Genomic DNA, 26,117 nt, shown 5'->3' with positions numbered 1-26,117 from the left:
ATGATGCACAAGCCCATCCTGGGCCTCATTGAGAACTACAGCTATTTCCAGTGCCCCAACTGCGGGGAGCGCCACAGCATTTTTGGTGAAAGCAAGCTGGAAAAGGTGGCGGCGGACCTGGGGCTGAAAGTCTTGGCCCAGCTGCCCATGGACCCGGAGCTGGCCCAGGCCATCGACCGGGGTGAAGTGGAGTCCATTGAGACAGAGACCAATTATCTTGCGCCGGTGGCGGAAGAGCTTTTGAAGCTATAACACAAAAGGGCTGCCGATAGGGCAGCCCTTCCCTTTGGATTGGGTTTCCACCCAGCACCCATTGTCCGGGGGAAGTACATAGGAGAAACGATATGAAACTGATTTCCTGGAACGTCAACGGCCTGCGGGCCTGTATGAAAAAAGACTTCATGGCCTCCTTTGAGGCCTTGGGGGCAGATATCTTCTGCCTGCAAGAGACCAAGCTCCAGCACCACGCGGGGCAAATCCAGCTAGAGCTGCCGGGGTACCACCAGTTCTGGAACAGCGCGGAGAAGAAAGGGTACTCTGGGGTGGCGGTGTTCACCAAGGAGGAGCCCTTGTCTGTGGCCTACGGCTTAGGGATCCCGGAACACGACCAGGAGGGGCGGGTGATTACGGCGGAGTACCCTGGCTTCTATCTGGTGTGCTGCTACACCCCCAACTCCCAGGATGAGCTAAAGCGCCTGGCCTACCGGATGGAGTGGGAGGACGCCATGCGCTCCCATCTGTGCCAGCTGGACCAGCGCAAGCCGGTGGTATACTGCGGGGACCTGAATGTGGCCCATGAGGAGATTGACTTGAAGAACCCCAAGACCAACCACAAGAACGCTGGCTTTACCGATGAGGAGCGGGGGAAGCTGACGGCGCTGTTAAATTCCGGGTTTGTAGACAGCTTCCGGGCCCTATACCCGGACTTGGAGGGGGCGTACTCCTGGTGGAGCTACCGGATGAAGGCCCGGGAGCGGAATGCGGGGTGGCGGATTGATTATTTCATCGTATCCCAGCGGCTGATGGGGCAGGTGAAGGGCGCGGCCATCCACGGGGAGATTTTTGGCAGCGACCACTGCCCGGTGGAGCTGGTGTTGGAGGGGTGACCTGACCCATTGCAGGCGGCCCCTTTGCTTTGGCAATAAAAAAACGCCCTGGCGATTGACATTTCCCTGGAAAACTGGTAAAATAGAGCATAGGAAATGGCATTCGCCTTTGGGCGGATGGGTTATACATTCCGTTTATCTTAAGAAAGTCAAGATAAACATATTCGGCAGCTATGGGGAGTTGCCGCTCCCCATAGCCTGCGCAGGCGCCAAACCGCCTACACAACGGGATTCTATCCCGCGCCTATCATCATTATAACATATTCCGAACCTACTTTTCAAGTCCGTATACGGCAGATAAACAACGGCAGCGCAGGCACACAACGGGTAGGTAGTGGGATAGGATTTCCGGGACTGTGATGTGAAAAGCACTGTGTAGGTCATAAGTGAAATTATGCCTGCATGGTGTTTTCTTGCTTTCTCCGAAGTCGAGATGGGGTGGGGGCATGGCCATCCCCCGCCCCCGGCAGCGGAGCATAGACAGGGCCAAGCCTTGCATGGGGCGGCGTGTGTCGCCCCGGCGGTGGATTTTTTCCAAAAAGCCACCGCCCCCTCTTGACAGAGGAGGCGGCAGCGGGTATACTACAGCTAGAGGGGTCGGTCAGCGGCTGACCCGAATGTTTTTAATTGATAGTAGCCGCCTGGGTCGCAGCCGGGCGGTTACTTCTTTTTTCTCTGGTCATTCCGCACTGTATGCACAAAAGCAAGCAGGTTGAGAACAACAAGAGCAATCTGACACACATCCGTGACACTAGAAATATGGATGATAACGGTCATAGCTCCTCCCCCTTTCCAGGGGGCAAATCGAAAGAAGAGATTCACCCCCTCAGACTATGTAAGAGGGCCACCCGCCTTAAGACTTATCCTTTCGCCGTAGCCTTTTCAGTTTACCACAGTTCGACAGGAAATACAAGAAAAAACCGCCGCCCCCTCTTGACAGAGGGGGCGGCAGCGGGTATACTACAGCTAGAGGATTCAGTCGGCGGCTGGTCCCAGACATTTACTTTTTATAGTAGCCGCTTGGGTTGCAGCCAGGCGGCTACTTCTTCATCTCCGGCCATTCCGCACTGTATGCACTAAGGCAAGCAGATTGAGAACAACAAGAGCAATCTGACATACATCCGTAACGCTGGTGATATGGATGATAATCGTCATGGCCCCTCCCCCTTTCCGGGGGCAAATCCAAAGAAGTGATTGAACCCCCTTTATGTAATGGGGGCCAACCGCCTTTGACGTTTCCTTTCGCTGTAGCCTCCCCATCATACCACACTTCGACATATCTGGCAAGCATCACCACCCGAAACGAAAACCGGGTGGTGATGTTTTCGTTTTTTCTGACGGAAGCGCTGGCGTGAAACTGCAAAAAACCGACAGAAACAGAGGGGAATCCTTGAAAAATTGTCTCCCTTGTGGTATAGTATACCTTATATAATGATAAGATAGCCGGAGGAACCACTTTTGAGAGAGACCCAGACCATCCCCCTTGCACAGGTCCAGCGCCAATTGCAGCTGTGCCGTCAACTCCGCGCCCTGCTCCCCGGGGAGGAGGGCAGGCGCACCGCTTTCGTAGACACCTATGGCTGCCAGCAGAATGAGGCGGACTCGGAACGCCTGCGGGGCTATTTACAGGAAATGGGCTTCTCCTTCGTCCAGGAGGCGGAGGGGGCCGATTTGGTGTTGCTGAATACCTGCGCCATCCGGGACCACGCCGAGCAGCGGGTCTATGGCAACGTGGGGGCCCTGTCCCACACCAAGCGCCGTCACCAGGAGCAGCTCATCGTCCTGTGCGGCTGTATGGCCCGGCAGGACCACGTGGCCCAGCGGCTGCGGACATCTTTCCCCTATGTAGACCTGGTGTTCGGCCCCCAGCTCCTTTGGAAGTTCCCAGAGCTGTTGTGGGAAAAGCTCAGCAGCGGCAAGCGGGTGTTCGCCACCCAGGATGTCCCCGGCACCGTGGCTGAGGGTATCCCCCAAGTGCGGGGCAGCCAGGTGAAGGCCTGGGTGTCCATCCTCTACGGCTGCAACAATTTCTGCACCTACTGTGTGGTCCCCTACGTCCGGGGCCGGGAGCGCAGCCGCCTGCCCCAGGATATCATCGCCGAAGTCCAGGCACTGGCCCAGGCGGGGTACCGGGAGATCACCCTCCTAGGCCAGAACGTAAACTCCTACGGCAAGGACCTAGGCCTTGGGATTGACTTCGCCTGGCTCTTGCAGCAGCTGGACCAGATCCCCGGGGACTTTATCCTGCGCTTTATGACCAGCCACCCCAAGGACGCCTCCCCCAGGCTCTTCGACACCATGGCCGCCTGCGAAAAGCTGGCCCCCGCCCTGCACCTGCCCTTCCAATCCGGCAGCAGCCGGGTCTTGCAGGCCATGAACCGGGGTTACAGCCGGGAGGACTATTTGGAAAAAATCCAGCAGCTCCGGGCCCGTATCCCAGAGGTGGTGCTCACCTCCGACGTGATCGTAGGCTTTCCCGGGGAAACCCAGGAGGAATTTGAGGAGACCTTGTCCCTGATCCAGGCGGTCCAGTTTGACGCCCTGTTCACCTTCATCTTCTCCCCCAGAAAGGGCACCAAGGCCGCCGCCCTCCCAGACCCCATGCCCAAGGAACAGAAAAGCGCCAACTTCCAAACCCTCCTCCAACACCAAAACGCCATCTCCGCCCAGCGCCACCAGCGCTACGTGGGGAAGGAATGGACCTGCCTGGTGGACGGCCAGGGGAAGGACGGCAGGCTCACCGCCCGGACCCGGGGCGGGCGGCTCATCCATTTGCAGGGGGACCCCGCCTTGATCGGGAGCTGGCAGCGGGCCTATATCCATGACGCCTCCACCTGGGCGCTGTTTGGGACCATTGCAGAGTAGAGAAAGAGAGACGATATGGCAGATTTGACCCCCATGAGAAAACAATACTACGGCGCCAAACAGCAGTACCCCGACTGCCTGATTTTCTTCCGCCTAGGGGATTTTTACGAGCTCTTTGACGAGGACGCCAAGCTGGCCGCCCAGGAGCTGAACCTCACCCTCACCACCCGGGACCGGAACAAGCCCCCGGAAAAACGCACCCCCATGTGCGGGGTCCCCTACCACGCGGCGGAAAACTACATCCGCCGCCTCATCGACAAGGGGTACAAGGTGGCCATCTGTGAGCAGACCGAGCCCCCGGACAAGGCCAAGGGCCTGGTGGACCGGCAGATCATCCGGGTGGTCACCCCCGGCACCCTTTTGGAGGAGAATTTCCTGGCCGAAGGGGAGAACAACTTCCTGGCCGCCCTGTGGGTGGAGGAAACGGAGGGGGCGGGGCTGTGCCTGGGGGACCTGTCCACCGGGGAGATCGTCCTCACCAGCTTCCCCTTTGCGGGCTGGGAGCGCCGGGCCATCAGCGAGTTGGCCCGTTTCTCCCCCAGGGAGCTGCTCCTCTCCCCCATTGCCCACCAGGACAAGGACTTCCTCTCCCTGCTGGCCTACAAGCCCAACTGCCGGATTGAAAAGGCCGGGAAGGAGCGTTTCCATCTGCAAAAGGCCAAGGCCCTGGTGAAAAAGCAGTTTACCCAGGGGCTGGACACCCTCCCCCCCGACGCCCACAGCACCATCCGGGCAGTGGGGGGCCTGATGGACTACCTCTACGACACCCAGAAAACAGACCTGAGCTATATCAATACCCTACGCTATTACGACACCAGCGGCTTCTTAGACCTGGACCCCACCGCCCGGCGGAATTTGGAGCTCACGGAGACCATCCGCAGCCAGGAGAAAAAGGGCTCCCTGCTGTGGGTGCTCAACAAGACCCGCACCTCCATGGGCAGCCGCCTGCTGCGCAGCTGGCTCCAACGGCCCCTGGTGGACCCGGTGGCCATCACCCACCGGCTGGAAATGGTGTCCTGGCTCAAGGACGACAGCCTGGCCCGGGGGGAGCTGCAAGCCCTCATGAAGGAGATCGGGGACCTGGAACGCCTGATTTCCAGGGTGGCCTACGGCAGCGCCGGGCCCCGGGACCTGGTGGCCCTCAGCGCCAGCCTGTCCAAAGTGCCCCCCCTGCAAGCCCTGCTCCCGGAAAACAACCTGCCCCCAGGCCTTTCCCAGCTGCGCACGGACCTAAAAGGCCTGCCAGAGCTGTGCAAGCTCCTGGACCAAGGCCTCGTGGAAACGCCCCCCCTCTCCCCCAAGGAGGGCAACCTAATCCGCACCGGCTTTGACGTGGACGTGGACCAGTTCCGGGAAATCCTAAACGACACCAAGGGCGTCCTGCTGCGCATGGAGAACCGGGAGAAGGAGCGCACAGGGATCAAGTCCTTGAAGGTCAGCTACAACAAGGTCTTTGGCTATTACATCGAGGTCTCCAAGTCCAATTACGACCTGGTGCCTGAGGATTACATCCGCAAGCAGACCTTGGTAAACTGCGAGCGCTTCATCACCCAGGAATTAAAAGAGCTGGAACACACCATCCTCTCCGCCCAGGACCGGATGGTGGCCTTGGAGTATACCATCTTCTGCCAGTTCCGGAAAATCACCACCGCCCAGACCGCAGACATCCAGCGCATCGCCCAGGCGGTGGCCCAGCTGGACGTGCTGTGCAGCTTTGCCCAGACGGCGGCGGAGAACGAGTACTGTATGCCCGTGGTGGACCGCTCCGGGATCATCGACATCAAGGAGGGGCGGCATCCGGTAGTGGAGGCCATGACCACAGGCTTCGTGCCCAACGACACCTACATGGACGGCAAGGAGCACCGGGCCGCTATCATCACCGGCCCCAACATGGCGGGCAAGTCCACTTACATGCGCCAGGTGGCCCTGATGGTGATCTTGGCCCAGATGGGCTCCTTCGTCCCCGCCAAATCTGCCCGTATCGGCATCGTAGACAAGATATTCACCCGCATTGGGGCCTCCGACGACCTGGCGGGGGGGAAGTCTACCTTCATGGTGGAGATGAGCGAGGTGGCCCAGCTCCTGGAACACGCCAGCTCCAATAGCCTGCTGATTCTGGACGAGATCGGCCGGGGTACCTCCACCTATGACGGGATGAGCATCGCCCGGGCAGTGCTGGAATGGTGCGCCGACCCCAACCGCCTGGGGGCCAAAACCCTCTTTGCCACCCACTACCATGAATTGACGGTCCTGGAAGGGCAGTTGCCAGGGGTGAAGAATTATAACATCGCCGCCAAAAAGCGGGGGAAGGATATCGCCTTTTTGCGGAAAATCCTCCCCGGCGGGGCGGACCAGAGCTATGGCATCGAGGTGGCCCAACTGGCTGGTTTGCCGGAAGAGGCCATCTGCCGGGCCAGGGAGATTTTGGAGGAGCTGGAACAGGGGGCAGGCCAGCCAGAATATGCCCCGCCCATCCCCGCCAAACACTTCCCCTCCGCCCAAGAAATCCAGGAAAAGAGTATATTGGACGAGCTGCGGAAAATGACCGTGGAGGAATTGACCCCTTTGCAGGCTCTGACAACTTTGACTATATGGAAGGAATTGCTTTAAGTTATACAATCCCAACGTCCCCAAAAAGAAACCAACGCAAGCCCAAACCTCCCCTATCCCCCACCACTTCCTAGATGGGAACGGGCCAATCCGAGAGAAAAAACGAAGAAATCAAACCAACCCACCTTCCAGCACCGGCACAACGCACCCACCTTGTGGCCGGGAGCTCCGGCCCGGTCGGCCTACGGGTGGTGGACGGAAGCACCAGGGAGGTCGGGCGAATACATACCACACACGGTAAGCCTGTCAGGCTCGCCCCCGTGTTTTTTCCGTCCGCTTTTTTCTGATATTAGTTTCACTTAAAAATCTGACATGACAATGTCTGATTTTTATAGCGCGAAGCGCGTGTGAAACTTTATGCAGCGCAAAAAAGCGGACAAAAGGGCTCCCGCACGGTGCGGGAAGGAGAAACAACGGGGCTGTGGGGTAGCACGTCAAGTGGTGCGCTGGTTGGTGGTACGGTTTCCAACAGGGGGCCTCGTTCCTGCGGAACATTGGCGATTGCGGGCGCTGCCCGCACCCGGCAGGGACGCCGTCCCTGCACTCTGCCAGAGGCGCCGCCTCTGGACTCCGCCACCTTTTGGAAAAGGTGGACGAAAACTCCGCTTTAGAAGACGAGAGGTTTTCCGCATTTTCCACACGATTTCTGTTGATGTGGAGAAATCCCCCACATTCCCCACAAGACCCTGTTCCTTCCTGTGGAAAAAAAGTGGAAACCCTGCACCCCCCTGGTGGAGAAATTTTTCCCGTTCTATCAACACTTTCCCCGAGTTTTCCACAATCCACAGCCCCTACTACAACGATTACTAAAAAATATCCTATCCTCCCTCTATGGGGGGAGAAATCCCAGCATTCGATTTTTCAACCAACGGAGGAGTTTCTATGAAGTTTAGCTGCGAAAAGGCCCTGCTCCAGGGGGCCGTCTCTACTGCCTCCCGGGCGGTGTCCCCCAAGAGCACCATCCCCGCCCTGGAAGGCCTGCTCCTGGAGGCCGACAGCCACGGCCGCCTCACCATCACCGGCTATAACCAGGAGACGGGCATCCGCTCCTCTATGGAAACGCAGGTCCAGGAGCCCGGCGCCGCCGTCCTCCCTGCTCGGCTCTTTGGGGAGATCATCCGCAAAATGCCCGACGACGTGCTGGTCTTTCAAGAGGAAAAGGGCAAGGTACACCTGCGCTGCGGCATGAGTGAGTTTAACCTCTCCGGCATCAACGCCGAGGATTTCCCCCAGCTGCCCACGGTGGAATACCAAAATTCCTTTTCCATTCCCGAGGGTACCCTGCGCTCCATGATCTCCCAAACCCTCTTCGCCGTAAGCCAGGACGAGAGCCGCCCGGTGCATACCGGCTCCCTCTTCGTGGTGGAGGAGGACGACAAGTTCACCCTGGTGGCGGTGGATGGCTTCCGCCTGGCCCTGCGCCGGGAGGCCGTCACAGAGCGCAACGGGGCCTTTGAGTTTGTGGTCCCCGGCCCCTCCCTGGCGGAGGTGGAGAAAATCTGCCGGGAAAGCGAGGACTTGGTGGAGATCCACCAGGGCCAGCGGCATGTCCTTTTCAAGATTGGAGAGACCATCTTGATTGCCCGCCGGCTGGAAGGGCAGTTTTTGGCCTGGCGGCAGGCCATCCCCAGGAATAACCCCATCACCATCTGCGCCGAGAGCAAAAAACTGGTGAGCTGTATTGAGCGGGTGTCCCTCATCGTCAGTGAAAAATTGAAAAGCCCCCTGCACTGCATCCTAAAGGACGGCAGCATCGACCTCTCCACCAAAACGGCCATCGGCCAAGCCCACGACTGCTGCGACATCGAGGGGGACGGGGGCGGCTTGGAGATTGGGTTCAACAACCGCTACCTCATGGACGCCCTGAAGGCTGCCCCCAGCGAGAAGGTAACGCTGGAATTTTCCAGCCCCATCACCCCTTGTATCATCGTGCCCACCCAGGGAGAGGAGAATTTCCTCTTTATGGTCCTCCCGGTGCGGCTGAAAGCGGAGTATTGATACTATGGAAAAAATATCCATCACCACAGAATATATCAAATTGGAATCCCTGCTAAAGCTGGCCAACCTGGTGGGCAGCGGCGGAGAGGCAAAGCTGCTGATTCAAGAGGGGGAGGCCAAGGTCAACGGCGCGGTGTGTACCCAGCGGGGGAAGAAGCTGCGGCCTGGGGACCAGGTCAGCTTCCAGGGTCAGGAGCTTGAGGTCCAGTGAACCTCCGCTCCATCACCTTGGAGGGCTGGCGCAACTACGAAAGCTTCTGCGCGGACTTCCACCCAGAGCGCAACGTCATCTTTGGCAAAAACGCCCAGGGCAAGACGAATTTGTTGGAGGCGATTGCCTTCCTCTCCACCGCCCGCTCCCACCGGGCCCGGGGGGACCGGGAGCTCATCGGCTTCCAGCGGGACCGGGCCAATATCACCGCCCAAGTGGAGAGCCGGGGGCGGCACTTTACCATAGAGTTGCAGCTCCTCCGGGGGGCGCGGCGGCGGATTTTCATCAACCAGGTGAAGGCCAAAAATGCCGCCGCCCTGTCGGAAGTGCTGCAAACGGTGCTGTTCTGCCCAGAGGACCTGTCCCTGATCCGGGCGGGGGCGGCGGAGCGGCGGGGGTTTTTGGACCACGCCATCTGCCAGCTGCGGCCCCGCTATGCCCAGGCTTTGGGGCAGTACCACCGGCTGTTGGAGCACAAAACCCGGATTTTACGGGATTGGGAGAAAAACCCCGGCCTGTTGGAGGTCTTGGAGGAGTTCAACGAGGCCATGGCCCGGGTTGGTGCCCTGGTGATCCACTACCGGGCCCATTTTATCCAGAAATTGGCCCAGCGGGCGGCGGCAATCCAGGGGGAGTTCTCCGGGGGGCGGGAGGTTTTGGGGCTCCAATACCGCACCGTCTCCACAGTGGAGGACCCCTTGCGGCCTACGGTGGAGCTGTATGAGGCCATCCGGTCCCATCAGGAGAGCCACCGGCGGGGGGAGTTGGAGTCCCGCTCCTGCCTGTCGGGGCCCCACAAGGACGACTTGGTGGCGGAGATTGACGGGCGCAGTGCCCGGCAGTTTGCCTCTCAGGGGCAGACCCGGACGGCGGCGCTGTCGCTGAAGCTGGCGGAGCGGGAGATTTTCCAGGGGGATACTGGCCAGTGGCCGGTTTTGCTTTTGGATGATGTCCTTTCGGAGTTGGACGCGCCCCGGCGGGCGTTTGTGTTGGAGCGAATTGTGGGGGGGCAGGTGTTTGTTACGGGGTGTGAAGCACCGGATCCAACGGTATTTGAAGGGAAATTGCTCCACATCTCCAACGGTGCTCTCATAGATTAAAGTTTTCGTCCACCTTTTTCAAAAGGTGGCGGAGTCCAGAGGCAGCGCCTCTGGGCAGGTTTGGGCGGCAGCCCAACTTACTGTCGTTCTTTATGCAACGTAGCATGTCACTTCCACGTGCCGTTTCTCCCGCACCGTGCGGGAAGCCCTTTGTCCGCTTTTTTTCAGAAAAAAAGCAGACGGAAAAAAACAACGGGGGCGAGACTGAGAGGCCTACCGTGCGGGGAACTTAGCGCCCGACCTCCCTGGTGCTCCCGTCCACCACCCATAGGCCGACCGGGCCGGAGCTCCCGGCCACAAAGTGGGTGCGTTGTGCCAGTGCTGGGAGGATAGTTGGGATTTCCATTTTCTCGTTTTTTCTCTCGGATTGGCTCGTTCCCATCTAGGAAGTGGTGGGGGATGGCGGTAGGGTGGGGCTTGCTACGTTTTCTTTTTTGGGAGGCGTTGGGCCTTGCTACGGTTTGTTTTGATGGGTTGGTTGTTTTTTTGTTTGTGCTGGTTGGTCCACAGTTTGGTCCCTTTTTGTGGATATCCTCCTGTCGTGGACGTGCATTCCACATTGTTTTCTTGAAATTTTCCCTTTGGTGTACCCATTCGTACACAGTTCGCCCCTGTTCCGGGGGTAAAATAGATGGGAGGCGTTTGCTATGTTCCATTTAATAATCGGCCTGTGGGCTATGGGGATGCTGGTGGCGGTGGTGCTGCTGGCCCTGGTGCCCCTGTGGGTGGGGCCCTTGTTGCAGCTGCTCATCAGCTTGGTGTCCCGGGGAAAGGTGGCCCGGTGGATTCCCGCGGTGCTGGGGGCTATGGGGCTCTCCGGCAGTGTCCGGGCCTTTTGCGGGGAAGGGGGTATCTTCCCACTGTGGGGGGTGCTGCTCTACTGGGCTGTCTACGGCCTGCTGCTCTGGGCGGCTTACGCCATGGCGGACCGCTTCCGGGCCTGGGTCCGGCGGCGGAGGAGGAGGTAGGCCCATGTACCTGCACTTAGGCGCGTCTACGGTGATCCACCAAAGTGACGTGCTGGGGATTTTTGACCTGGACAACACCACCGCCTCCTGGCGCACCCGGGACTTCCTGGCCCGGGCGGAACGGGAAGGCCGGGTGGTGAGCGTGGGGGAGGATTTGCCCAAAGCCTTCCTGCTGTGCCGGGACCGGGAGGGGGAGGTCATGGTCTACCTGACCCAGCTCTCCCCGGCCACCTTGGCGAAACGATTTTTATCCGATACTTTTGACCCTGTTTGATGTTTGGAGGTTTCCTATGATGGAATTAGAGAACAAAAATACCACTGCCGTAGACCATGAATATGGTGCCTCGGAAATCCAAGTGTTGGAGGGCCTGGAAGCGGTGCGCAAGCGCCCGGGCATGTACATCGGCTCCACCTCCTCCAGCGGCCTGCATCACCTGGTCTATGAGATCGTGGACAACGCTATCGACGAGGCCTTGGCGGGGTTCTGTACGGAAATTTCCGTGGACATCGGCCCCGGCAATGTGATTACCGTCCAGGACAACGGCCGGGGCATCCCTGTGGACATCCAGCAGCAGACCGGCAAGCCCGCCCTGGAGGTGGTGTTTACCATCCTCCACGCCGGGGGCAAATTCGGCGGCGGGGGCTATAAGGTCTCCGGCGGCCTCCACGGGGTGGGCGCCTCCGTGGTGAACGCTCTCAGCGATTGGCTCACCGTCCAGGTCCATAAGGACGGGAACATCTACGAGATGAAATTTTCCCGGGGCCAGGTGGTGCAGCCCATGACCATCACCGGCAAGACGGAGCACAGCGGCACCCAGGTGCGCTTCCACCCGGACCCGGAGATGTTCACCGAAACCACCGACTATGATTACGACACCCTCCACACCCGGATGCGGGAGGAGGCCTTCCTCAACGCAGGCCTCACCATCACCATCTCCGACAGCCGGGAGGAGGAGGTGCGCCGGGAGACCATGTGCTACGCCGGGGGTATCCGGGAGTTCGTCAGCTATATCAACCGCAACAAAACCACCATCCATGATACCCCCATCTATATGTCCGGGGCCAAGGGGGACGACGCCATGGCGGAGGTGGCCCTGCAATATACCGACACCTACAACGAAATTATCGTCTCCTTTGCCAACAACGTCCACACCCCCGAGGGGGGCATGCACGAGGAGGGCTTCCGCCGGGCCCTCACCAACGCCCTGAACGCCTACGGCCGGAAGATGAAAATCTTGAAGGATGACGAAAAGGTCTCCGGGGAGGACTGCCGGGAGGGCCTCACCTGTGTGATCTCCGTGAAGCTCACCGAAGCCCAGTTCGAGGGCCAGACCAAGGCCAAGCTGGGCAACTCCGAAATGCGCACCCTGGTGAACGCCATCGTGTCGGAAAAGCTAGAGGAGTTCTTGGAGGAGAACCCCAGCGTGGGCAAGGCCATTCTGGAAAAGGCCCTCACCGCCGCCCGGGCCCGGGAGGCCGCCCGGAAAGCCCGGGAATCCGTCCGGCGGAAAACCGGCTTGGAGTCCGGCCAGATGCCCGACAAGCTCCGGGACTGCAACGAACGGGACCCCGCCCTCACGGAAATCTATATCGTGGAGGGCGACTCCGCCGGAGGCTCCGCCACCCAGGGCCGGGACTCCCGCTTCCAGGCCATCCTGCCCCTGTGGGGGAAGATGCTCAACGTGGAGAAGGCCCGGGCAGATAAGGTCTACGGCAACGACAAGCTCAGCCCCGTCATCACCGCCCTGGGGGCGGGCATCGGGGAGGAGTTCAACCCGGAAAAGCTGCGCTACCACAAAATCGTCATTATGGCCGACGCCGACGTGGACGGGGCCCACATCCGCACCCTGCTCTTGACCTTCTTCTTCCGCTTCATGCGCCCCCTCATTGAGGACGGCTATGTCTACTCCGCCGTGCCCCCCCTCTATAAGCTCACCCGAGGCAAGCAACAGCGGGTGGCCTACTCCGACCCGGAGCGGGACCGGATCTCCGCGGAGATGCGGGGGGAGAATGAGAACGCCAAGGTGGAGATCAGCCGCTTCAAGGGCCTGGGCGAGATGAACCCCAGCGAGCTCTGGGAGACCACCATGAACCCGGAGACCCGTACCCTGCGGCGGATTACCCTGGAGGACGCGGTGAAAGCAGACGAAATCTTTACGATTTTGATGGGGGAAAAGGTGGAACCCCGCAAGGCTTTCATTGAGTCCAACGCCAAATACGTGGCGAATCTGGATATCTGATTGGTGATTGGAAAGGTCGTGTGTCCACTGGTTTTTCAGAGCGTCTCATTTTTACTGGCCGCCGCCCTGCTCCCCCCTGCCCTGGTGCTGCTCATGGTCTACAAAATGGACCGGTTAGAGCGGGAACCCCTGCCCCTGCTGCTGGGCCTCTTTTTCCGGGGGGCCGTGGCCATGGTGCCTATCCTGGTGTTGGAGCTCTTGGCGGACCAGTTCATCGACTTCTTCCCTTGGAGCCGCCTGGCCTACCTGTTCCTGGCCTACTTCGTGGTGCCGGGCTTCATTGAGGAGGGGGTCAAGTACCGGGTGCTCATCCGCCGCTGCTGGCGGGAACCAAACTTCAACTACCGCTTCGACGCGGTGGTGTATGGGGTGTTTGTGTCCCTGGGCTTCGCGGCGGTGGAGAATGTGATGTACGTGCTCACCAACGGCTTCGCCACCGCCGTGGCCCGGGCCATCTTCTCCATCCCCGGCCACGCCATGTTCGGCATCGTCATGGGGGCCGGGGTTGGACGGGCCAAGTGGCTGGAAACCCTGGGCCAACAGGAGGGGGCAATGGCCACCCGGAAACGGGCCTTCCTCCTGGCGGCAGTGCTCCACGGGCTGTATGATTTCCTGCTGGTGGGCTTTGGGGCCGTGTTCTATGTATATTTTATCGCCCTGGTGGTGTATGTGCTCAGACTACTGCGCCGAAGCGCCAAAGAGGACGGCCCAATTATTTGAGAGCAAAAGAATCAAAACAAGCCAACCTCCCCCAAAAAGAAACCGTGGAAAGCCCCAACACCCCCAAAAAAAGAAACCAACGCAAGCCCCAACCTCCCCCCTCCCCCACCACTTCCTAGATGGGAACGAGCCAATCCGAGAGAAAAAGCGAAAAAACAAAGGAACTACCGCCGCAAATCCGCCCCAACCCACAACCTTGTGGCCGGGAGCTCCGGCCCGGTCGGCCCACGGGTGGTGGACGAGAGCACCAGGGAGGTCGGGCGATAGGTTCCCCGCACGGTAAACCTTCCAGTCTCGCCCCCCGTTGTTTTTTTCCGTCTGCTTTTTTTCTGAAAAAAAGCGGACAAAAGGGCCCGTACTGTGCGGGAAGGAGAAACAACGGGGCTGTGGGGTATAGCGTTAAGTGGTAGACCAGGCAGTGGGGTGCTGGTTGGTGGTACGGTTTCCAACAAGGGGCCTCGTTCCTGCGGAACATTGGCGATTGCGGGCTCCGCCCGCACCCGGCAGAGGCGCCGCCTCTGCACTCCGCAACCTTTTGAAAAAGGTTGACGAAAACTTTAATTTACGCAATCACGACAGGTTAAGCCAATCTTAGAGGAGTTACATAGCATGAGTAAAAACAAGGACTACAAACCGGAGGACATCGCCTTTCCAAACCAGGTGATCGTGGAATCCGAACTGGTCAAAGAGATGAAGGACAGCTACATCGACTACGCTATGTCCGTTATCATCGGCCGGGCCCTCCCAGACGTCCGGGACGGCTTGAAGCCCGTCCACCGGCGTATCTTATACACCATGTACGAGAGCGGCCTGACCTGGGAAAAGCCCTTCAAAAAATCCGCCACCTGCGTGGGTGACGTGCTGGGTAAATACCACCCCCACGGGGATGGCAGCGTCTACGACGCCATGGTCCGCCTAGCCCAGGACTTCTCCATGCGCTACCCCCTGGTGGACGGCCACGGCAACTTCGGCTCCGTGGACGGAGACCCCCCCGCCGCCTACCGCTACACCGAGGCCCGCATGGGGAAAATGGCCGGGGAAATGCTCCACAGCATCGAGAAGGAGACCGTGGACTGGTCCCCCAACTTCGACGAGAGCCGCCAGGAACCCAAGGTGCTCCCCTCCCGCTTCCCCAACCTGCTGGTGAACGGGTCCTCAGGCATCGCCGTGGGCATGGCCACCAACATCCCCCCCCATAACCTGCGGGAGGTCATCGACGCGGCAGTGTGCGTCCTGGACGACCCGGAAGCCACCCTGGCGGACCTGATGGCCCACGTGAAAGGGCCGGACTTCCCCACCAAGGGCATCATCATGGGCCGGTCAGGGATACGGGCCGCCTACGCCACCGGCCGGGGCCGGGTGACCCTCCGGGCCCGGACGGAATTTGAGGAGTACGGCTGCAACCATGAGCGTATCCGTATCATCATCACCGAGCTGCCTTACCAGGTCAACAAGCGGATGCTCATTGCCTCCATCGCCGAACACGTGAAGGAGAAGCGCATTGAGGGCATTTCCGACATCCGGGACGAGACCGACCGCAACGGGATGCGGGTGGTCATCGAACTGAAACACGACGCCAACCCCCAGGTGGTGCTCAACCACCTGCTCACCCAAACCCAGATGCAGATCACCTTTGCGGTGAATATGCTGGCCCTGGTGAACAACCAGAGCCAGCCGAAAATCCTCTCCCTCCGGGAGATTTTGGACGAATACCTGGCCTTCCAGGAGGAGGTCATCACCCGCCGCACCCAGTACGACAAGCGGAAAGCCGAGGAACGGGCCCATCTGCTGGACGGCCTGCTCATCGCCCAGGACAACATCGACGAAGTGATCCACATCATCCGTTCCAGCTACGACAACGCCCGGGAAAACCTCATGGAGCGCTTTGACTTAGACGAAGTCCAGGCCCAGGCCATTTGTGACATGCGGCTCATCGCCCTCCAAGGCCTGAACCGGGAAAAGCTGCAAAAGGAGCGCAACGAGCTGGCGGAGAGGATCGCCTATTACACTGAGCTGTTGTCCAACCGGGAAAAGCTCCGGGGCGTGATGCGGGAAGAGCTGTTGGAAATCCGGGAGAAATACGGCGACGACCGCCTCACCGAAATCCAGGACGTAGAGGATGAAATCGACATTGAGGACCTCATCGAAGAGGAAGAATGCGTGTTCACCCTCACCGCCGCCGGATACATGAAGCGGCTGCCCGCCTCCACCTACCGGACCCAAAAGCGGGGGGGCAAGGGCATCTCCGCCCAGACCCTACGGGAAGAGGACTATGTGGATACCCTCTTCACCGCGTCCAGCCACGACAATATCCTCTTCTTCACCAGCTCCGGCCGGGTGTACCAGAAGAAGGGCTATCAAATCCCCGAGGCCAGCCGTACCGCCCGGGGCACCCACCTGAACAATATCTTCCAGTTCCAGCCGGGAGAGCGGGTCACCGCCATGCTCCACGGCCGGGACTATGACGAAAACGGCTACCTCTTCATGGTGACCAAAAACGGCACCGTAAAACGCACAGAGAAATCCGCCTTCCGGAATATCCGTACCTCCGGCCTGCGGGTGCTCACCTTGGAGGAAGAGGACGAGCTCATCAGCGTCCAGGAGACCGACGGGGAGGCCAACATCCTCATCGCCACCCACGACGGCATGGCCATCTGCTTCCGGGAGAGCGACGTGCGTCCCATGGGCCGTACCGCTATGGGCGTCCGGGGCATCAAGCTCCGGGAAGGGGACTTCGTCATCGGCGCCGCCCTGGCCCAGCCAGGGACCAAGCTGCTGACCATCACCGAAAACGGGTTTGGGAAGCGTACCCCCATCGAGGAGTATATCCGCTCCGGCGGAGAGCCCCAGCACCGGGGGGGCTTCGGCCTGAAAGGCTACCAAATCACCGAAAAAACCGGCCCCGCCGCGGGAATCAAAATCGTGGAGGAGGACGACGATATCCTCCTGATTTCCGACGACGGCACCATCATCCGCATGGCCGCGGCGGATGTGAATGTCTACAGCCGTACCGCCCAGGGGGTGAAGGTGATGCGTCTGGCGGAGGAGAGCCGGGTGATTGCGTTGGCGCGGACGGAGAAGGAAGAAGAAGAAACGCCACAGGAAACGGAAGAATAAAGTTTTCGTCCACCTTTTTCAAAAGGTGGCGGAGTCCAGAGGCAGAGCCTCTGGCAGAGTGCAGGGACAGCGTCCCTGCCGGGTCCGGGCAGCGCCCGTAAAACCTAAGATACCCCCCGCCAATGTCCCGCAGGGACGAGGCCCCAAAATAAAAACCACCCACCCAAAAAGTAAACCATAAATCCCCATCAACAAGGAGGAACTTTCAGTGGAAAACATGGAAAACAAAGAAAACAAAGCACAAACCACCCAAACCCAACAGCCCACCCCCACCCAACAAAAGGTAGACACCTCCATGGACCCCGTGGTGATCTTTGGCGGCATCGCCATGATGGTGATCGGAGTCATGATGGTGGTGAAGGGAATCTCCGTCTATATCCCCGCCATGGGGCCCGTCCGGGGGGGACTGTTCCCCCTGGTGGGGCTGATCGTGGTGGCGGCCGGGGTATTCTTCTTCACCATGCCCCGGCGCCGGAAAAAGAAGGAACAGGCCCAGAAAGAGGCGGCGGGTAAGGAATGAAAGCTGTCACCGTGTACACCGACGGGGCCTGCTCCGGCAACCCCGGCCCCGGAGGCTGGGGGGCTGTGCTGCTCTACGGCAGCCACCGGAAGGAAATCTCCGGCGGCGCCCCCGCCACCACCAACAACCGCATGGAACTCACGGCGGTGATCGAAGCCCTGAAACTCCTGAAAGAGCCCTGCCAGGTGGCCCTGTACTCCGACTCCAAATACGTCATTGACGCCCTGGAAAAGGGCTGGGCCTGGGGCTGGAAGCGCCGGGGCTGGGTGAAAAGCGACAAGAAGCCCGCCCTGAACCCCGACCTGTGGGAAGAGCTGCTGCGGCTCACCCAAACCCACAAGCTGGAATACCACTGGGTAAAAGGCCACGCCAGCAACCCCCTAAACAACCGCTGCGATGAGCTGGCAGTGGCGGAGAGCCAGAAGTATAAATGATGATAGAGGCCGCCTTTCCAGGCGGCCTCTATGCGTCAAAAACCAACTTCTCGGCAAGGGGATGGTTTGGATTTGCCGTGGCCTGAGAATCATTGACAAAAATAGATTGATTTTTGGGATTTTACCGTGATATAATAAAGAACGTGTTCCAAAATAGATGATTTTGAAACATGAAATGATAAAAGACTGATGTTTGGATAAAATTTCGCGGAATTGATACAGGTTTGGAGGGAAGGCCACCGTGTCCTATACACTGCTGTCAAAACTATATTACAAGAGTGAAACGTTGTATGAAGAAACATACAGACAGCGCTTTGACGGGGAATATAGCATCAAATTGGACTTTTCCATTGGGGGCGCCCAGGCTTTCTTTGTCCAAACGGCGGAGGTCTATCAACTGCTCACAAGTATCCTGCGGATGAACCACGCAGTATCCAACCTGTGCTGGGCCTTGCCGGATGCAGCCATCGTTCAATTCACTAGGCGCTGTCTCATTGACGAAATTGTCCTGACCAACAACATTGAAGGAGTCCGGAGCACCCGAAAGGAAATTAGCGATATCCTCGATGAGCTGGAACTGAAAAGTAAGGGGAAAAAACGCTTCCATGGGCTGGTTCTAAAATACTATATGCTCATGACCAAAGAGGAGCTGCCCTTGGAACACTGTGAGGATCTGCGCAGCATCTATGATGAGCTGGTACTAGAAGAGGTGAAGGAAGAGGACCCTGACAACCTTCCAGACGGAAAGTGGTTCCGGAAAGGGCCGGTAAGCATCTATAGCCCCAGCCAGAAGGAGCTACACAAGGGTTTGTACCCGGAACCTGCCATCATTTCTGCCCTGGAGCAAGCGCTTGGGTTCCTCCATGATGATTCCTGCGAAATCCTCTATCGAGTTGCCATTTTCCACTACCTGTTGGAATATATCCATCCCTTTTATGATGGGAATGGCAGACTGGGGCGGTTTATTTGTAGCTATCTGCTGTCCCAGGAGCTGGAACCTGTGATCGGATACCGGCTTTCCTATACCATCAAGGAGCATATTACAGAGTATTACAAGGCCTTTACCCTCTGCAATGACCCGCTGAACAAAGGGGACCTGACGCCGTTTTTGCTCTTATTTTTACACATTATCCACGATTCTATGGAAAAACTCAAGGAATCCCTTCAGGAGGGCTTCACCCGGCTGAACCGGCTCTGGAAAAAAATTCCTAGTTTTGTGGGGGAGGAAGATGAAAAGGATGAAAAACTCATGGAGCTCTATGGCCTGCTGTTGCAGGCAGCCCTGTTTTCTGAGTGTGGTATCCCCACAGAAGTGGTGTTGAACCATACAAAAATGAGCCGGGTAACCTTGTACCGGAGGATGGAAAAAATCCCCCCAGGGCTTCTTGTAAAAACGAGGCAGGGAAAAACAAACTATTATTCTCTTAATGTGGAAAAATTAGAAAAAGAAGGATGAAAAGCTACCCCCTACCAAAGCCCCTGCGCCCTTGCAGATGCTTTGGTGGGGGATTTTTTGAAGGGGATTTTCCATACACCATTTTCAACTAGAAATCTTGGTGATGCTGCGGCAGATGAGCTTGACTCCGGAACGGATTTGCGGCGTGAAAGAGGGCAAGATTATCTATGAAATGGAATTGGGTGGACTAAACCACCAGTTTGACGTGACCCGGAGCTGGAACGGCACCATGTACTATCACAGCACCGATGACCGCGGCGGGGAAGGCACCGTCTGCATCCGCCCCTGGGGATACACTAGCATATATTGACGAAATAAAGCAGTTGTATAAAATCTGCTTGACAGGGAATAGACATACTGCTATCCTGAGGGCAAATAGAAGGGAGTGTTTGGCATGGCACAGACAATGGTAAATTTCCGCATGGATGAGGACTTGAAGCGGAGCATGGAGCGGGTGTGCTCTGACATGGGCATGAGCATGACCACGGCGTTTACGATTTTTGCCAAGAAGGTGACCAGGGAAAATCGTATCCCCTTTGAGGTGTCCGCCTACCCCAGTGCCCGGCAGGAGGAACCCAATGAGGAGACGATAGCGGCAATCCAGGAAATCCAGGAGATCAAAAAGAACCCTGGAAACTACAAGCGTTATGGGGCCTTCTCAGAGATCTTAAACGAGGTCAAGGCAGATGTTTGACATTTTTTTATCCAGGACAGGAACCCACAGCGATTTGTTCTAAGGCAGCACCACCGGCCGGAAGGCCGCCAAGGCCTCCGCATCCCCCTGGCCTGCCCACACCCGCCCGGGGAAGGAGGCCAGCAGCGCCGCCGTCTGGCCGCTCTGGCTGCCCTTCTGGGCAAAGTCCCCCGACCCCTGGATGGAGACCAATACGGGGTAGTCCGCCAGGGCCCCCTGCAAGCGCCGGCAGAAGGCCTCCAACTGGGCATCCCGGTCCCCCGTCTCCCCCAGGGAGGCCAGGTCCCCCTGGGTGGGATAGGCACAGTTGGTGAGTAAAATTTCGTCAAAGCCCAGCTGGGCCAACTCGGTGCAAATGCCGATGAGGTAGTCCTGGACCCCCTCCTCGGTGGGGTCCAGCCAGGCCAGCTTGTCCGGGTCCCGCCAGGGGGACCCGCTGGGGCGGCACAGGGCAAGCCGCCGGTCATGGCCTGCCAGGGCGGCGTCCCGGAGGCAGGACACCTGGGCAATGGTATACACCCCCTCCCTCTGGTTCAACTGCCAGAGGGTTTGGTTTCGTCCCGCCACCCCAGAGCAGGCCCCGCAGTCCGCCGCCAGGGGCAGGGCGGAGATATAGCCCAGGCTGCCGTCGTCGGCCTTCATGGCCAGCAGCAGGCCCGTCCCCTCCCCTGCCGCCGCCCCGGCCTGGTCCAGCTCCGTCAGGGGCAGGGGGATAACTTGGAAGGGTTTGTCCACAGTTTCCCCAATTTTTGTGGAGAAAACTGCCTGCTGGGTGGTGGGTGGCTCCACCTCCCGGCCCAGCCAGACGCCAATGCCCTCCGGGCTCAGCACCCCCAGGGCGCAGAGCAGGAGGAACACGCCGGAGAGTCCCCCGGCGGCGTAGAGCAGGGCCAGCAGCAGGCGGGTGAGGCGTGGGAATGGATTCATATCGGGGCTCCTTTCTCGTGATCCCTGGGGCACACGGGCCGGCTCAGGGGCCGGCCCATCCTGTTTGCAGCCGCTGTTGTGGGCAATCCCCTAGCCCAGCCAACGCAGCATCATCAGCAGTCCCAGCCCCGGCAGGCCCAGCAGCCCCAGGGTGAAGGCGTTGAACAGGTTGACCCCCAGGGACAGCCCCGCCGCCACCCCGCTGCTGGCCCAGAGAAAGAGGAAGCCCAGCCCCACCAGGGAGCGCAGCAGGAATTTTGCCAGCAGGAACAGCGGCTTCCGGAAGATCAAAAGCACCACCACCGCTGCCATAAGTACCACCGGCCAGGCGTCGGCCGGGATCTGTAGATTCATGTAGAAGCCTCCTTTTCCGCCAGGCGCAGCTGGCGGAGCAAATAGCTGTGTTTCGCCCGCAGGGCGCAGCGGGAGTAGAGATAGTATTCCAGCAAATCCTGGTCTGCCGTCTCCTGGAACCCCGCCTGGACGGCGGCCAACGCCCGGTCCGTCTCCTCCAACCCGGCCATCAGGCTGGTGAGGGAGCTGCTCTGTTTTCTTGCCATAAAAACCCCATCCTTCCCCACAGGTCTTGTCTCCCTGTGGATAATATATGAGGAGCTTGCCCGGATATGTTTGCGTTTATAATCTTCGTAACCGATTTTTAACCAAAAAACCCTTTCCATCTCTGCCTGGTATGCTATAATGAGGTGGAATCAAAAAAATAGAGAGGTGGACCCCATGAAAAACCCAATCACCCGTCGTTTCACATCCCTCCTGCTGGCCCTGGCCCTGGCGGCTGCTCTGGCCGTCCCCGCCGCCGCCGTGGAGGAGACAGACCCCCCAGAGACGACACCCCCCACAGAAAACAACACCACAACCACCCCCCTGGCCACCTCCCATGGAGATACCCTGACCCTCGCCACCCAGGCCCAGACCCATTACGCCGGGGTAGGCCAGAACAAGGACCTGCAGGCCCCCAAGGCCACCGTGACAAACCAGGACGGCCAGGACGTCACCGATAACTATACCCTCAGCTACCAGTGGAGCCTGGGGGACATCACCGGCCCCTCCATCCGCTTCACCCCTGTGGAGACAGGGACGGATAAGCTCAGCTGCACCATCACCGCCACCCCCAAGGAGGGGGACGGGAAGCCCCTCACAGGGAAGTGTACCTACACCATTCAAATCCTCCCCGCCACCGCCGTGGGGGCCACCCTAGAGGTGGGCGCCGGAGCCCAGACCCTTGTGGAGCTCAAGGACCTGAAGGGGGAACAGAACATCCTGGAACAGCTGCTCCTAGGGGGCGGCGGCGATGAGCTGGACGGCGCCGTGGCCATCCCCGGCCTGAGCAAGGTGGTCTTTGACATGGGCAGCGTAGGCGGCAGCGCCGTGGGCAGCCTCACCGCCGCCAATGGCGTGCCCTACTTCGCCGCCGACGAGGCCGACGGGGACAAGCTGGCCCAGGTGGTGTTCCTCCCCGCCGCCACCGGCACCTATTCCGTGAACTTCCTGGCCTATGGCGAGACCACCGACGGCAGCGAGGTGGAGGAAGTGGTCTACTATGGCCGCCTGGAAATCGTGGTCACCCCCGACCGGGACCCCGACCAGGATGAGACCCCCATCGACTGCGACAGCGCCGGCTTCTCCTTCTCCGGCTCCGACTTCTATGACAGCGCCGCCCAGGACCCCGTGGTGGCCGTGCGCTTTGGCACCCCCTCCGCCGGTGTCCTCCTGCGCAGCCTCACCAAGGCCCCCGACGCCCAGACAGCCACCTATTACACCAATTCCGCCGCCGACGGCAAGTACCATATCTCTACCCTCTTCTACCTCCCCGCCCCCGGCTACTCCGGCCTGGCCACCCTGCCGGCCACCTGCATCACCCGCTCCGGCACCCAGCTGACCCGGACCATCCAGGTGAATGTGGAGAGCAAAAACGCCTCGGAGCACTTCACCGACGTCACCGCCGAGGGCGTGGGCAGCTGGGCTGCCAACTCCGTGGACTTCGCCATGGCCCGGGGCCTGGTGGGGGGCACCGGTGAGGGCAAGTTCAGCCCCGACGACCCCATGACCCGGGCCATGCTGGTGACAGTGCTCTACCGGGCCGCCGGGTCCCCCAAGGTGGAGGTGACCAGCAACTTCACCGACCTGGACGACGAGGGCTACTACTATGACGCCGTGATCTGGGCGGGGTATAAGGGCATCGTCAACGGCACCTCCGGCACCACCTTCTCCCCCAACCAGGCCATCAACCGCCAGCAGATTGCCACCATCCTCCACCGCTACGCCAACGTGGTGGACGGCGAGAGCGGCGAGAGCAATCCCAGCAGCCTGGACAGCTTCCAGGACAAGAACAAAGTGGACGAGTACGCCCGCACCGGGATGTGCTGGGCCGTCCAGAAGGGCATCGTCTCCGGCACCACCAGCACCACCCTCTCCCCCAAGGCCCAGGCCACCCGGGCCCAGGTGGTGGTGATGCTGCACCGGTACCTGGCAAACTGAAAAAAAGCCTGCCCCTGTAAGACAACACAGGCGGCCTATCAACGAGATAGGCCGCCTGTGTTCTCTCTCTATGGCGTTTATTTCAAATATTTTTTCAGCTTGCTGGCCACGTTCTGGATGTCAATGGGCTTGGCCAGGTGGTCGTCCATGCCGCAGTCTAAGCACTTTTGGATGTCCTCGGAAAAGGCGTCGGCGGTCATGGCAATGATGGGCAGGCTTGCGTCCCGGCGTTCCAGCCCCCGGATGGCCATGGTGGCCTCGTAGCCGTCCATGATGGGCATGCGCACGTCCATGAGGATGGCGTCGTAATACCCCACCGGGGATGCCTGGAACCGTTCCACGCATAGCGCCCCGTTTTCCACCCGCTCCAAGTCCAGTTCCAGGACGGAGAGCAGCTCCTGTGCCACCTCCCAGTTCAGCTCGTTGTCCTCCGCCAACAGGATGCGCTTTCCACACAGCATCCGGTCCACTTCGTCCCCAGTGCTGGCCGCGGCCTCATGGGTGGTGCCGGCAAATGCGCTCAGGGCGTTCCGCAGGGTGGAGGGGAACAGCGGCCGGGAGAGGAAGCCGGAGACCCCCGCCTCCCTGGCCTGGGCCTCCACCTCGCTCCAATCGCAGGCGGTGAGCAGAAGGAGCGGGCTGGCTTCCCCCCAGTCTGCCCGGATGGCCCGGGCGGCCTCCACCCCGTCCATGTCCGGCAGCGTCCGGTGCAGAAGGACCATCTGGTAGCCCTCCCCCCGCTGCTGGCGCTCCTGGACCTGTGCCCGGGCCTGCCCGGCGTCCAGGCACCACTCCGCCTGGACCCCCATGGACCGCAGCACCTGGGCGGTGCTGGCGCAGGTGCGCTGGTCGCCATCCACCACCAGCACCGTCCAGCCCGGGGGCACCGGCCCCCCTGGCGCTTCCTGGGCCTTTACCAGGTCCAGGGCCACATGGAACTCGCTGCCCTCCCCCTGTTCACTGCGGACAGAGATGCTGCCGCCCATGGCGTCCACTATGTACTTGGTGATGGCCATGCCCAGGCCGGAGCCCTCGGTTTTCCGGACCCGGCTGTTGTCCTCCCGGCTGAAGGACTCAAAAATGACCTTCTGGTAGGCCTTTGACATGCCAATCCCCGTGTCCCGCACCAGGAAGTGGGTGCGGACACAGTCCGGCTCCTCCGGCAATGCCTCCTGGTATACCGTCACCTGGATGGCCCCGCCCTCCGGGGTGAATTTCACGGCGTTCCCCAGCAGGTTGATGAGCACCTGGTTCAGCCGTATGCTGTCACAGCACACATGCTCTGAGAGGATGTCATAGGCAATGACGTCGAAGTGCTGCTTTTTGTCCTTGACCTGGGGCTGGATGATGTTGACCATGCTGTCCAAGACCTCCCGGAGGGACACCGGCTCAACATTCAGCGTCATTTTGCCGCTCTCGATTTTGGAGATATCCAACACGTCGTTGATGAGGCCCAGCAGGTGCTTGCTGGACAGGGCGATTTTCCGCAGGTAGTCCTGGACCTGCTGGGGGTCGTGTACATGGTTGGCGGCGATGGCGGTCATGCCGATGATGGCGTTCATGGGGGTGCGGATGTCGTGGCTCATGCTGGACAGGAAGTCCTGCTTGGCCGCGTTGGCATGCTCGGCTTCCTTCCGGGCCTTTTCCGCCGCCTTCCGGGCCGCGTCCATCTCCTGGTTCATGCGCTTGAGCTGGGCCACCTGTACCCGGAAGAACTTCCGGTACTGGAAGAAGAGGAACAGGAGCATGGCAATGATGGCAAAGGAGCCGGCATAGACCATGGTGAGCCAACGCCCGCTCATCCCTGAAATCTCCTGGTCCAGCCCCTCAAAGGGGAGGACTGTCACCAGGTACCAGTCGCAATAGGGGAGGCTGGTGCAGTACAGGTGGTGCCGGGAGCCGCCGATTTTCAGGATCACAGAATAATCTGTGCCCGCCTCCATGGCGCTGGACATCTGGGCAATGGCGTCGGCGGCCTCCTGGTCCTGGCTGCCAAGGATGCTGTTGAGCCGGTCAAAATAGTTGTGGTAGACATCGCCCTCGTTCCCCACCACGTAGCTGCCGTCCTTGCGTATGACGAAGGAGTACATCAGGGAGTGGTCGGAGTCCAGGAAAAGCACCTCCCCCATGTATTTGGTGGAGAGGCCCACCACCATGGCCATGCTCTCCCTGCCGTCGGACATGGGGTATTTGCAGGGGACGCCGAACAGAATGACACCCTCCCCGCTGCTGTCCACGGCGGAGGCCGCCCTGCGCTCCCCCTTGCGCATGCTCTCCAAAAACGCCGCGGGGTGGTTCAGCGTCACAGAGTCGCCGTAAATGGGCTCAAGGCTGCCGTCGGCGGAGTAGAGGGCGGCGCAGAGGAAATGCCTGGCCCTTGCGCCATACTCTATCTCCCCTTTTGAGCCATAGCCGGAGTCTTTGTCCCCTTCGGCAATGTGGGCGATGGATTCCGCCATGGTCAGGCGCAGCTCGATGATGGTCTTAAAGTGCAGGGACACCTGCTGGTTCATCCCCTCCATGTAATCCATGCCGATATCCTCAATGGTGTTTTCGCTCATGGTGTGGATGGACATGCCAAGAGAGGAAAATACAAAAACCGTCAAACAGAGGATCACCGCTATGCTGATTTTTAAGGGGCGCGGCAAAGTCTTG

22 protein-coding genes are annotated in these 26,117 nt (G+C 59.7%); 18 read left to right on the top strand and 4 right to left on the bottom strand.

Translation table 11 applies throughout. The features are described 5' to 3' along the window. The 17 genes from ACTOZL_RS05745 to ACTOZL_RS05665 form a co-directional block, all read left to right on the top strand. Nucleotides 1-252: P-loop NTPase (locus tag ACTOZL_RS05745; RefSeq protein ID WP_482477208.1), on the top strand; the 252-nt coding region annotated here is incomplete at its 5' end. Nucleotides 253-344: 92 nt separating this feature from the next. Beyond that, on the top strand, nt 345-1,106 hold the full coding sequence (locus ACTOZL_RS05740) for an exodeoxyribonuclease III (RefSeq protein WP_482477207.1): 762 nt from the start codon (nt 345-347) through the stop codon (nt 1,104-1,106). Between the two features lie 1,458 nt (nt 1,107-2,564). After that, nucleotides 2,565-3,971 (top strand): tRNA (N6-isopentenyl adenosine(37)-C2)-methylthiotransferase MiaB, encoded by a 1,407-nt coding sequence (miaB, locus tag ACTOZL_RS05735; RefSeq protein WP_482477206.1) that lies wholly within the window; start codon nt 2,565-2,567, stop codon nt 3,969-3,971. 15 nt (nt 3,972-3,986) lie between these two features. Continuing rightward, nucleotides 3,987-6,581, top strand: a complete 2,595-nt coding sequence (mutS, locus tag ACTOZL_RS05730) for a DNA mismatch repair protein MutS (protein ID WP_482477205.1) — start codon at nt 3,987-3,989, stop codon at nt 6,579-6,581. A gap of 882 nt (nt 6,582-7,463) precedes the next feature. Beyond that, nucleotides 7,464-8,579, top strand: a complete 1,116-nt coding sequence (gene dnaN / locus ACTOZL_RS05725) for a DNA polymerase III subunit beta (protein ID WP_482477203.1) — start codon at nt 7,464-7,466, stop codon at nt 8,577-8,579. A 4-nt stretch (nt 8,580-8,583) separates the two neighbouring features. Continuing rightward, on the top strand, nt 8,584-8,790 hold the full coding sequence (locus ACTOZL_RS05720) for an RNA-binding S4 domain-containing protein (RefSeq protein ID WP_482477202.1): 207 nt from the start codon (nt 8,584-8,586) through the stop codon (nt 8,788-8,790). Then, on the top strand, nt 8,787-9,890 hold the full coding sequence (recF, locus tag ACTOZL_RS05715) for a DNA replication/repair protein RecF (RefSeq protein ID WP_482477201.1): 1,104 nt from the start codon (nt 8,787-8,789) through the stop codon (nt 9,888-9,890). Before ACTOZL_RS05720 ends, recF begins: the two co-directional genes overlap by 4 nt. Nucleotides 9,891-10,537: 647 nt before the next feature. After that, nucleotides 10,538-10,858: a hypothetical protein gene (locus tag ACTOZL_RS05710; protein WP_482477200.1), complete on the top strand. Its 321-nt coding sequence runs from the start codon at nt 10,538-10,540 to the stop codon at nt 10,856-10,858. Between the two features lie 4 nt (nt 10,859-10,862). Then, on the top strand, nt 10,863-11,132 hold the full coding sequence (gene remB / locus ACTOZL_RS05705; RefSeq protein ID WP_482477199.1) for an extracellular matrix regulator RemB: 270 nt from the start codon (nt 10,863-10,865) through the stop codon (nt 11,130-11,132). A gap of 16 nt (nt 11,133-11,148) precedes the next feature. Then, nucleotides 11,149-13,098: a DNA topoisomerase (ATP-hydrolyzing) subunit B gene (gene gyrB, locus ACTOZL_RS05700; protein WP_482477198.1), complete on the top strand. Its 1,950-nt coding sequence runs from the start codon at nt 11,149-11,151 to the stop codon at nt 13,096-13,098. 18 nt (nt 13,099-13,116) lie between these two features. Continuing rightward, nucleotides 13,117-13,818, top strand: coding sequence for a PrsW family intramembrane metalloprotease (locus ACTOZL_RS05695; RefSeq protein WP_482477197.1), 702 nt, complete (start codon nt 13,117-13,119; stop codon nt 13,816-13,818). A gap of 609 nt (nt 13,819-14,427) precedes the next feature. Beyond that, nucleotides 14,428-16,935 (top strand): DNA gyrase subunit A, encoded by a 2,508-nt coding sequence (gene gyrA / locus ACTOZL_RS05690; protein ID WP_482477195.1) that lies wholly within the window; start codon nt 14,428-14,430, stop codon nt 16,933-16,935. 208 nt (nt 16,936-17,143) lie between these two features. After that, a complete protein-coding gene (locus ACTOZL_RS05685; RefSeq protein WP_482477194.1) occupies nt 17,144-17,455 on the top strand; it encodes a hypothetical protein in 312 nt (103 codons plus the stop codon). Next, nucleotides 17,452-17,889: a ribonuclease HI gene (gene rnhA / locus ACTOZL_RS05680; protein ID WP_482477193.1), complete on the top strand. Its 438-nt coding sequence runs from the start codon at nt 17,452-17,454 to the stop codon at nt 17,887-17,889. The genes ACTOZL_RS05685 and rnhA overlap by 4 nt, the downstream gene beginning before the upstream one ends. A gap of 337 nt (nt 17,890-18,226) precedes the next feature. Then, nucleotides 18,227-19,345 (top strand): Fic family protein, encoded by a 1,119-nt coding sequence (locus tag ACTOZL_RS05675; protein ID WP_482477192.1) that lies wholly within the window; start codon nt 18,227-18,229, stop codon nt 19,343-19,345. Nucleotides 19,346-19,460: 115 nt separating this feature from the next. Next, nucleotides 19,461-19,655, top strand: a complete 195-nt coding sequence (locus ACTOZL_RS05670; RefSeq protein WP_482477191.1) for a hypothetical protein — start codon at nt 19,461-19,463, stop codon at nt 19,653-19,655. Between the two features lie 84 nt (nt 19,656-19,739). Next, nucleotides 19,740-20,039: a type II toxin-antitoxin system RelB/DinJ family antitoxin gene (locus ACTOZL_RS05665; RefSeq protein ID WP_482477190.1), complete on the top strand. Its 300-nt coding sequence runs from the start codon at nt 19,740-19,742 to the stop codon at nt 20,037-20,039. A gap of 39 nt (nt 20,040-20,078) precedes the next feature. On the opposite strand, the gene ACTOZL_RS05660 is transcribed toward ACTOZL_RS05665, so the two are convergent. From ACTOZL_RS05660 to ACTOZL_RS05650, 3 genes are all read right to left on the bottom strand, one after another. Continuing rightward, complete coding sequence (locus ACTOZL_RS05660; protein WP_482477189.1) at nt 20,079-20,966, bottom strand: putative glycoside hydrolase; 888 nt, start codon at nt 20,964-20,966, stop codon at nt 20,079-20,081. Between the two features lie 90 nt (nt 20,967-21,056). After that, nucleotides 21,057-21,320 (bottom strand): pro-sigmaK processing inhibitor BofA family protein, encoded by a 264-nt coding sequence (locus ACTOZL_RS05655; RefSeq protein ID WP_482477188.1) that lies wholly within the window; start codon nt 21,318-21,320, stop codon nt 21,057-21,059. Further along, a complete protein-coding gene (locus tag ACTOZL_RS05650) occupies nt 21,317-21,526 on the bottom strand; it encodes a hypothetical protein (protein WP_482477187.1) in 210 nt (69 codons plus the stop codon). Before ACTOZL_RS05650 ends, ACTOZL_RS05655 begins: the two co-directional genes overlap by 4 nt. A 175-nt stretch (nt 21,527-21,701) precedes the next feature. Here ACTOZL_RS05650 and ACTOZL_RS05645 point away from each other — a divergent pair, with 175 nt between their 5' ends. After that, nucleotides 21,702-23,462, top strand: coding sequence for an S-layer homology domain-containing protein (locus tag ACTOZL_RS05645; protein WP_482477186.1), 1,761 nt, complete (start codon nt 21,702-21,704; stop codon nt 23,460-23,462). Between the two features lie 77 nt (nt 23,463-23,539). On the opposite strand, the gene ACTOZL_RS05640 is transcribed toward ACTOZL_RS05645, so the two are convergent. Further along, on the bottom strand, nt 23,540-26,023 hold the full coding sequence (locus ACTOZL_RS05640) for a response regulator (RefSeq protein WP_482477184.1): 2,484 nt from the start codon (nt 26,021-26,023) through the stop codon (nt 23,540-23,542). Nucleotides 26,024-26,117 lie beyond the last annotated feature (94 nt).

The organism is Evtepia sp. (assembly GCF_056797215.1).
The sequence above is the reverse complement of the archived record's forward strand: the minus strand, read 5'-3'. Positions and strand labels throughout refer to the sequence as shown.

What these genes read in the sequence shown, in the direction of transcription:
- remB (WP_482477199.1), top strand. Translation starts at nt 10,863, where the DNA reads ATGTACCTGCACTTAGGCGCGTCTACGGTGATCCACCAAAGTGACGTG.
- gyrA (WP_482477195.1), top strand. Translation starts at nt 14,428, where the DNA reads ATGAGTAAAAACAAGGACTACAAACCGGAGGACATCGCCTTTCCAAAC.
- dnaN (WP_482477203.1), top strand. Translation starts at nt 7,464, where the DNA reads ATGAAGTTTAGCTGCGAAAAGGCCCTGCTCCAGGGGGCCGTCTCTACT.
- ACTOZL_RS05640 (WP_482477184.1), bottom strand. Translation starts at nt 26,023, where the DNA reads ATGAGCGAAAACACCATTGAGGATATCGGCATGGATTACATGGAGGGG.
- ACTOZL_RS05720 (WP_482477202.1), top strand. Translation starts at nt 8,584, where the DNA reads ATGGAAAAAATATCCATCACCACAGAATATATCAAATTGGAATCCCTG.
- ACTOZL_RS05655 (WP_482477188.1), bottom strand. Translation starts at nt 21,320, where the DNA reads ATGAATCTACAGATCCCGGCCGACGCCTGGCCGGTGGTACTTATGGCA.
- ACTOZL_RS05710 (WP_482477200.1), top strand. Translation starts at nt 10,538, where the DNA reads ATGTTCCATTTAATAATCGGCCTGTGGGCTATGGGGATGCTGGTGGCG.
- ACTOZL_RS05665 (WP_482477190.1), top strand. Translation starts at nt 19,740, where the DNA reads ATGGCACAGACAATGGTAAATTTCCGCATGGATGAGGACTTGAAGCGG.
- ACTOZL_RS05670 (WP_482477191.1), top strand. Translation starts at nt 19,461, where the DNA reads ATGAGCTTGACTCCGGAACGGATTTGCGGCGTGAAAGAGGGCAAGATT.
- rnhA (WP_482477193.1), top strand. Translation starts at nt 17,452, where the DNA reads ATGAAAGCTGTCACCGTGTACACCGACGGGGCCTGCTCCGGCAACCCC.
- mutS (WP_482477205.1), top strand. Translation starts at nt 3,987, where the DNA reads ATGGCAGATTTGACCCCCATGAGAAAACAATACTACGGCGCCAAACAG.
- ACTOZL_RS05645 (WP_482477186.1), top strand. Translation starts at nt 21,702, where the DNA reads ATGAAAAACCCAATCACCCGTCGTTTCACATCCCTCCTGCTGGCCCTG.
- ACTOZL_RS05650 (WP_482477187.1), bottom strand. Translation starts at nt 21,526, where the DNA reads ATGGCAAGAAAACAGAGCAGCTCCCTCACCAGCCTGATGGCCGGGTTG.
- ACTOZL_RS05660 (WP_482477189.1), bottom strand. Translation starts at nt 20,966, where the DNA reads ATGAATCCATTCCCACGCCTCACCCGCCTGCTGCTGGCCCTGCTCTAC.
- ACTOZL_RS05740 (WP_482477207.1), top strand. Translation starts at nt 345, where the DNA reads ATGAAACTGATTTCCTGGAACGTCAACGGCCTGCGGGCCTGTATGAAA.
- gyrB (WP_482477198.1), top strand. Translation starts at nt 11,149, where the DNA reads ATGATGGAATTAGAGAACAAAAATACCACTGCCGTAGACCATGAATAT.